We start from the raw sequence: 8262 nt of genomic DNA on the forward strand, positions 1-8262 counted from the left end.
TTCTTTAAATTAGTGTTAATTGCTCATTATTTTGATCTAGCTTATTCATCGGATTAGATTTGTTTAATGTATTTCCTTGAATAACCTTTTCATATCTATTCAAGTATTGAAGAGTCATGTTTTTACTATTAAAGATTTCATAAGCATATTCATGACAGGTTTGAGGAGAAAATTGTTCTGATTTTAAAATAGCATTAGCGAGTTCATCAGTCTTGTTGCTAAGAAAACCTACGTCATCGTTTATTATTTCTTTCAAAGAACCATAAGGTGTTCCAAAGACTGGACAACCAAAGTAAAGACTTTCTATAAGTGCTAGCCCGAAAGGTTCGTGCCATAAAACAGGAAAAATTAATCCTTTAGAGCGATTTAAATAGTTCTCTTTTTCTAGCCCACCAACCATTCCTTTGAAATTTACCTTTGTAGAGAACACATAAGAAGGCCCCATTTTTAAAACTCTTTCGCTTAATCGTCTTCCACCTAAAACATTTAGTTGTTCAGTTTTCGTTTTTTTAATGATATCTATAGCTCCTTTTAGATTTTTAACGCTCCAAGATGCCTTTGCTAAAAAATGGAACCCGCTTCTTTTAATAGTAAAATTTGGATTTGAGTAATCATCCCAATCCAAGCCATTATGTACGAATGAGTCAGAATTATATCTATTAGCGTGGTTTTTAGACAGAAATACAACATTTTTATCAAACTCATTATCATTATAATAATTACCGTGAATTGTAATGATGTAGGGCTTTTTACAAAACTTTAAATCAGCAGGAGTGAAGTGAAAATGAACCAAATCGATATCTTCAGGGATTTGATCTATTATAGCTATTTCGTAATTTATGTAAATTACAGATGCAAAGTCAGATGAAGATCCTTTATTAACAAGATAAGTTACTTTATGTCCTAATTTGACTAGCTCTTTACCTAATCCCCAAATTAATCTTTCAGTACCTCCATAATATTTTACTGGAATTCTAGTATTATTAACAATAAGTATATGCATTGCATTCTAAATTAAAAGGGTGAAAATATTCCTAACCTTTTCAACGTGATAATATCAAAAGTACTTGGATTCTCATTCTTTAAAATAAAGGAAAATAAAAACTTAAAATACCTTTAATTTGTAATTAAATCAGTTATACAAACATAAGCTTAATTTAGCTTTAGCCCCAAATAATACTTGAGCAAATGAAAAACCAAAAAGAGGTCATACAAGAATGCACCCAGATCCTTAAACGAGGTGGACTCATCCTCTACCCTACTGATACTGTCTGGGGAATTGGCTGTGATGCGACTAATGCTGATGCCATCGATAAAGTTTATAAATTAAAGCAAAGGTCTAATGATAAATCTTTGATCTGCCTGGTCTCTGATTTTAAGATGCTTAATCAATATGTGGAAGAAATTCCTGAAGTCGCTTATGACCTATTGAAATATGCCAATAAACCCACCACTATTATTTACCAAAATCCAATTAGAGTGGCCACCAATCTTATTGCAGAAGATGATACCTTAGCAATAAGAGTGGTAAACGACATTTTTGCAAAAGAATTAGTAAGAAAATATAAAAAACCAATTGTTTCTACATCAGCCAACTTAAGTGGTCAAAAAACGCCTTCCAACTTTATTGAAATTTCTGAAGAGATTTTAAAAGGCGTAGACTATGTTGTAAATTTGCACCAATCCAATAAAAACAAGAAACCATCAACCATTATTAAGTTAGACCTTGATGGTAAAGTACAAGTGATTCGCAAATAACATGTCAGACACCTATTATAAAGAAGCTCTTCAACATCAAATTTTCACTTTCCTTACCGAAGCTGCAGACGAACTAAATGTAGAAGCTTACGCTATTGGAGGTTTTGTAAGGGACTTTTTTCTAAAACGAGGCAAAGCCAAAGACATCGATGTTGTTGCTGTAGGAAATGGGATTGAATTAGCTAAAAAAGTATCCGAAAAGCTTCCAGGGAAACCACCGGTTAAAGTATTTAAAACTTATGGAACTGCCATGCTCAAGGTTTTTGATCTTGAAGTAGAGTTTGTCGGCGCCAGAAAAGAATCCTATTCAGAAGATAGTCGAAATCCTAATGTGGAGAAAGGCAGTCTAGAAGATGACCAAAACAGAAGAGATTTTACCATCAACGCCTTGGCTCTTCAGCTTAATGAAGCTCACTTTGGAAAACTTTTAGACCCTTTTGATGGGTTAGCAGATTTAAAAACTCAACTCATCAAAACTCCTCTCGACCCTGATATTACTTTTTCTGATGATCCCTTAAGAATGTTGAGAGCCATTCGGTTTTCCACTCAACTTGATTTTGTGATCGATATCAAATCGCTTGAAGCCATCAAAAATAATGCTTCAAGGGTTGATATTATAAGCAAAGAACGAATTGTCACTGAATTACATAAAATAATGGAGTCTGAGAAGCCTTCCAGAGGCTTCAAATTACTTCATGACACCAACTTATTGAAAAGAATCTTACCTGAGTTGACGAATTTAGAAGGTATTGATGAAATTGATGGACAAAAACACAAAGATAATTTTTGGCACACCTTAGAAGTTGTGGATAATATCTCCAAAGAAACCAATGATTTATGGTTGCGATGGGCAGCACTGCTGCATGATATTGGGAAAGCACCTACAAAGCGCTTTCATAAAAAAATAGGTTGGACATTTCACGGGCATGAATTCAAAGGCTCTAAAATGGTGTATCAATTGTTTAAACGGTTAAAAATGCCATTGAATGATAAAATGAAATTTGTTCAGAAATTGGTTTTGCTAAGTTCAAGACCTATAGCTATTGTAGATGATGATGTGACTGACTCTGCGGTAAGACGTTTGGTTCATGATGCTGGCGATCATCTGGAAGATTTAATGACCTTATGTGAAGCAGATATCACTACCAAAAACCCTAAGCGCTATAAAAAATACCATAATAATTTTAAGTTAGTAAGGGAGCGTATTAAAGAAGTTGAAGAACGAGATAAAGTCAGAAATTTTCAGCCCCCAGTATCGGGCAATGAAATTATGGAAACTTTCAAGATTGAACCTTGCCAGGCTGTAGGAGAAATTAAAGCTAAGATTAAAGAGGCCATCTTAGAGGGAGTCATACCCAATGAATATAACGCTGCATTTGCTTTTATGCTGAAGGAGGGTGAAGCATATGGCTTCAAAAAGCAAGCTTAATTTTTCTCAAAACACTCCCAAAATACTCTTCTAAACTTACGAACAGAGGGATAAAGTGCCTTATAAGAATTATCTTTGTAAAAAACTAAAATCGTGTTTAGAAAATCGATAAAAGCTTCCATCATTATCATTTATTTAGTCATTATTGCAGGTGCTGTTGTAAGAATGACGGGAAGTGGTATGGGTTGCCCAGACTGGCCTAAATGTTTTGGGTACTACATCCCCCCTACCGAAGAAACTCAATTAGAATGGTCTCCAAATCATGATTATTTTGAAGGTCAGGTTATTATTGTAGGTAAGTCCTTAAAAATAGCTAAGGAAGCATTTACCTCTAATACAGAATTTGAAGATTCACATTGGAATAATTACGAAAAACACGATTACGCTGAATTTAATGCTGCTCATACCTGGATAGAATATATCAACAGGTTGTTAGGAGCCTTAGCTGGCCTCGCAATACTTATAATGACGATCTTATCCTTTGCTCAATGGAAGAAAAATAAGAAAATAACGCTGTTTTCTATTTTAACTTTAATCTTACTTCTTTTTCAAGCCTGGTTAGGAGCCACAGTAGTGTACTCATTGCTTTCTCCCGTAAGAATAACCTTACACATGCTTGTTGCGCTGCTTTTGGTGGCACTATTAATATATATTTTAAAATTGTCTTCAGAGAAAAATAGCTCCTTGAAGGCGACATTTACGTTTAGAAATTTATTGATAGCAGCTGTTATTTTGAGTCTAATTCAAGTAGCCATGGGTACACAGGTTAGACAATTCGTAGATGAGCAAATAGATCTTTTGGGCTATGAAAGCAAAGGCGAATGGCTTAATGATCCGACCTTAATTTTTTACGCCCACCGATCTTTTTCAATAGTGGTATTACTGGTTAACTTAGGTATTTGGTGGCTCAATAGATCCAGGAATCTTGGGTTTAGGCTTACAAATTGGATGATGCTAATTGTAGGAATTGAAATTCTTAGTGGAATTGCCATGTATTATTTGGATTTCCCTTTTCTTTCCCAACCTTTGCATTTGGTTTTTGCAGCTTTGCTATTTGGGGTTCAATTTTATATCTTAATGCAAAGTTTTGAAGCCAAATTAATTACAAAAACAAAACAATAATGATTTATAAATATAGAATAGTTCTGGACACACTTGATGATGTCATTAGGGATATTGAAATTAGAGATCATTCTACCCTGGAAGATCTGCATAATTCAATAGCTCAGGCCTTTGGTTTTGATGGAACTGAAATGGCATCTTTTTATAAAAGTGATGACGAATGGAATCAAGGTGAAGAATACCTTTTATTCGATATGAGTGATGGTCAGAACGATATCAACATGATGAACGAAACCAGCTTAGACACTGTGTTTTCAAAAGATCAAACTAAAATGATCTACGTCTATGATTTTTTTAACATGTGGACGTTTTATGTGGAGTTGGCTGACATTGCAGAACCAGAAGATGGGCAAGATTATCCCAACTTGATGTTTGCTCAGGGACAGCTTCCAGATTCTCCACCTGAAAAACAATTTGAGGCCGAAAAATTAGATGAATTTGAAGACGATATCGATGATGATATTGAATTTGAAAATCTAGACGATTTTGATTTTGATGAAAATTGGAATTAAATCATTACTTATAAAATTATTCTAAACTATGATCAACCTATTTAGTGCTCAAATTGAGAGCATGTCTATACACCGTGTTGGAAATAAAAGCAGAAATGAATCCCTATTCCTATCTGAAGAGCCACACAATCTATCTGATGAACTAAAACCACTTATAAAAGAATATTTTTTAAAATCTTTCAGAGACAAAGAAGAAAACTATTACCACTTTGTGCATGATACTGATTTGGAATTTCATCAATTGTATAATTTAACCACGGATATCTTCAACAACCCTCTGGATAGTCATGCAATTTCAAAAAAAATAACGCGCCTTTTATTTGAAGAATCTAAACACCAACACATTAAAGGTGGAGAAGTTTATATCGTATATTTTGAGAATATGCTGATTGATAATGAGAAGGTCTCTGCTGTAGGAATTTTTAAATCAGAATTAAAACATGATTTTCTTCAGTTCGAAGAAAAACAAAATAACTTGGATGTTATACTTCAACAGGGGGTTTATCTCAACAAACTAGATAAAGGAGCACTAATTTTTAATTCGGAAAAAGAAAACGGCTATAAAATATTGTCTGTAGATTCTAATAAATATGATACCAAATATTGGTTAGAGCAATTTCTGCAAGTTGACTTCTTTGAAGATGAGAACTTTTACACCAAAAAGTATCTGAAATTCTGTGAGAATTTTGCCAAAGATGTTGTGCTACCTGCAGAAGATAAGCAACAAGAAGTTCTATTTATGAATAAAGCGATGAATCATTTCGCCTCCAACGATAATTTCAACGAACAAAATTTTCTGAATGATGTGCTGGAAAATCCAGCATTGGAACCAGAGTTTCAAAACTACAAAACGGAGAAAGCACCAAAATACAAAGTAGAAGATTTATCAGAATTTCCAATTTCAAACACTGCAGTATCAGCTGCAAGAAAGAAAATTAAGAGTGTTATAAATCTGGATACTAATGTGCAGATTAAAATGGATTTTGTAAGCGGAGATAGTGCAGAGAAATTCATAGAAAAAGGTTGGGATGAAGGCCGACAAATGTTTTATTACCTGGTTTACTTCAATAAAGAAGAAAAAAACTAAATTAAAATTCTTGTATGACAGAAATTAATCCATTACTTCAAAAGTTTGATCATCCTCCATTTAAAAAAATTAAAAATGAACATTTCAAACCTGCATTTGAAAAGAGCTTAAAAGAAGCAAGAGCAGAAATAGATAGTATTGTTCAAAACAAAGAAGAACCAACGTTTAGCAATACGATTGAGGCTTTAGAATTTTCAGGAAATCAATTGGGAAGAGTTGCGAGTATATTTTTTAATCTTAATTCAGCTGAAACAAATAAGGAGATACAGAAAATTGCTCAAGAAATTTCTCCTCTTTTGAGTGAATTTAATAACGACTTGTTACTCAATAAAGGTTTATTTGAAAAAATTAAAACTATTTACGATAATAGATCTCAGTTCGAATATTCCGAGGAGCAGCTAATGCTGTTAGAAAAAGTTTATAAAAATTTTACTAGAAACGGAGCTAATCTGAGCGAAGAAAAACAAGAGCGATTAAGAGAAATAGACAAATTGTTATCCATTACCTCCTTAAAATTTGGTGAGAATGTTCTTGCGGAAACCAATAATTTCGAATTGCATATTGAAGACGAGCAAAAATTGGAAGGTATTCCCGATGCAGTCAAAGAAGCTGCAAATGAGCTTGCTAAAGAGAAAGGCAAAAAGGGTTTTGTGTTAACCTTAGATTTTCCAACCTACATTCCTGTAATGAAGTTTGCTGAAAACAGGGAATTAAGAAAACAAATGCTTTTAGGTTTTGGTTCTAAAGCCTTCAAAGATAACGAGTTTAATAATGAAGATAATGTTCTAACCATCGCTAAACTTAGATTAGAAAGAGCTCAGTTATTAAGTTACCAATCTCATTCTGAATTTGTTTTACAGGAGCGTATGGCTAAGACTACTGACAACGTAAACTCTTTTTTAAAAGAAATTTTAGAGAAGTCATTACCAGCAGCAAAAAAAGAAATTGAAGAATTAAAATCCTTTGCTTTAAAAGAAGATAACATTGATGATTTTCAAAAATGGGACAAAGCTTACTACACTGAAAAATTAAAGCAAAAAAGGTTCAATTTAAATGAAGAGGTTTTAAAACCTTACTTCGAATTAAACAATGTGATAAACGGTATGTTTCAAATCACCAGAAAGCTTTTCAATCTTAATTTTGAAAAAACTGACGGGATTGAAGTTTATCATAAGGATGTAGTCACTTATAGAGTGTACGAAGACGATAAATATATAGCTACTCTCTACGCAGATTTCCATCCTAGAGCGGGGAAAAGAGATGGAGCCTGGATGACCACATATAAAGATCAATTCAAGCACAAAGGAGAAGAAGAAAGGCCACAGGTTTCTATTGTATGCAATTTTACAAAACCAACCAAAAATAAACCTTCATTACTTACATTTAATGAGGTCACAACATTGTTTCATGAGTTTGGACATGCTTTGCATGCAATGAATGCAAATACAAGATATCCATCGCTTTCTGGTGCCTCTGTATATTGGGATTTTGTGGAATTACCAAGTCAGCTTATGGAAAATTGGTGTTATGAGAAAGAAGCTCTGGAGTTATTTGCAAAACACTTTGAAACTAATGAAACATTACCGATCGAATATATTGAAAAAATAAAGGAATCCTCAAATTTCATGGAAGGCTTACAAACAACCAGGCAAGTCAGTTTTGGAATTTTAGATATGGCGTGGCATGGATTGAGTAACTTAGCTGATATTGATTCGGTAAAAGCTCATGAAGAACAGGCATTTGAATCTACGAGTTTATTACCTAAGATAGAAGAAAGTTGTATGAGCACTGCTTTTGGTCACATATTTCAGGGAGGTTATAGTTCAGGCTATTATTCATATAAATGGGCTGAAGTTTTAGATGCAGATGCCTTTGAGCTTTTTAAGGAGGAAGGCATTTTCGACAAGTCTACTGCGAAAAAATACAAAGAAAATATACTTCAAAAAGGAGGGACTATAGAACCTACCAAGTTGTATAAAATGTTCAGAGGAAAAGAACCTGACCCGAAAGCTTTGCTCGTTAGAGCGGGATTAATACCTGGATAAACCTGAAAGATATATTAATTACAATATAAAAGCCTGCATAAACCAATTATGCAGGCTTTTATAATTTCACAATTTATCCCAAACAAAAAAACCCTAACCAAATAAATGATCAGGGTTTTCATTATAAGAAGGCGGCGACCTACTCTTCCACGATATGTAGTACCATCGGCGCTAACGGGCTTAACTGCTCTGTTCGGAATGGGAAGAGGTGAGCCCCGTTGCTATAACCACCTTAAATTGTAAAGTAGATATTAGATTGTAGATATTGGATTTAAGATTATAGAGTTTAGACTTTTTGGTCAATTATCT

The 8262-nt window shown here is 33.7% G+C and carries 7 protein-coding genes and 1 rRNA gene; 6 read left to right on the forward strand and 2 right to left on the reverse strand.

Going from position 1 to position 8262, the window contains the following annotated elements:
* Window positions 1-4 precede the first annotated feature (4 nt).
* A complete protein-coding gene (locus tag F598_RS0112415) occupies window positions 5-1003 on the reverse strand; it encodes a glycosyltransferase (protein ID WP_019039391.1) in 999 nt (332 codons plus the stop codon).
* 185 nt (window positions 1004-1188) lie between these two features.
* Between F598_RS0112415 and F598_RS0112420 the strand changes: the two genes are divergently transcribed.
* The 6 genes from F598_RS0112420 (at window position 1189) to F598_RS0112445 (ending at window position 7953) form a co-directional block, all read left to right on the forward strand.
* Window positions 1189-1758 carry an L-threonylcarbamoyladenylate synthase gene (locus F598_RS0112420; RefSeq protein ID WP_019039392.1) on the forward strand — a complete coding sequence of 190 codons (570 nt, stop codon included), beginning with the start codon at window positions 1189-1191 and terminating at the stop codon, window positions 1756-1758.
* Between the two features lies 1 nt (window position 1759).
* Window positions 1760-3187 carry a CCA tRNA nucleotidyltransferase gene (locus F598_RS0112425; protein ID WP_019039393.1) on the forward strand — a complete coding sequence of 476 codons (1428 nt, stop codon included), beginning with the start codon at window positions 1760-1762 and terminating at the stop codon, window positions 3185-3187.
* Between the two features lie 93 nt (window positions 3188-3280).
* Window positions 3281-4309, forward strand: a complete 1029-nt coding sequence (locus F598_RS0112430) for a COX15/CtaA family protein (RefSeq protein WP_019039394.1) — start codon at window positions 3281-3283, stop codon at window positions 4307-4309.
* On the forward strand, window positions 4309-4821 hold the full coding sequence (locus F598_RS0112435) for an IS1096 element passenger TnpR family protein (RefSeq protein ID WP_019039395.1): 513 nt from the start codon (window positions 4309-4311) through the stop codon (window positions 4819-4821). The genes F598_RS0112430 and F598_RS0112435 overlap by 1 nt, the downstream gene beginning before the upstream one ends.
* 28 nt (window positions 4822-4849) lie before the next feature.
* On the forward strand, window positions 4850-5908 hold the full coding sequence (locus tag F598_RS0112440) for a nucleoid-associated protein (RefSeq protein ID WP_019039396.1): 1059 nt from the start codon (window positions 4850-4852) through the stop codon (window positions 5906-5908).
* Window positions 5909-5922: 14 nt separating this feature from the next.
* Window positions 5923-7953 (forward strand): M3 family metallopeptidase, encoded by a 2031-nt coding sequence (locus tag F598_RS0112445; protein ID WP_019039397.1) that lies wholly within the window; start codon window positions 5923-5925, stop codon window positions 7951-7953.
* A 126-nt stretch (window positions 7954-8079) separates the two neighbouring features.
* On the opposite strand, the gene rrf is transcribed toward F598_RS0112445, so the two are convergent.
* Window positions 8080-8188, reverse strand: a 5S ribosomal RNA gene (gene rrf / locus F598_RS0112450).
* Window positions 8189-8262: the final 74 nt, after the last annotated feature.

Origin of the sequence: Psychroflexus tropicus DSM 15496 (genome assembly GCF_000378765.1) — a bacterium.
Taxonomy (GTDB): Bacteria; Bacteroidota; Bacteroidia; order Flavobacteriales; family Flavobacteriaceae; genus Psychroflexus; species Psychroflexus tropicus.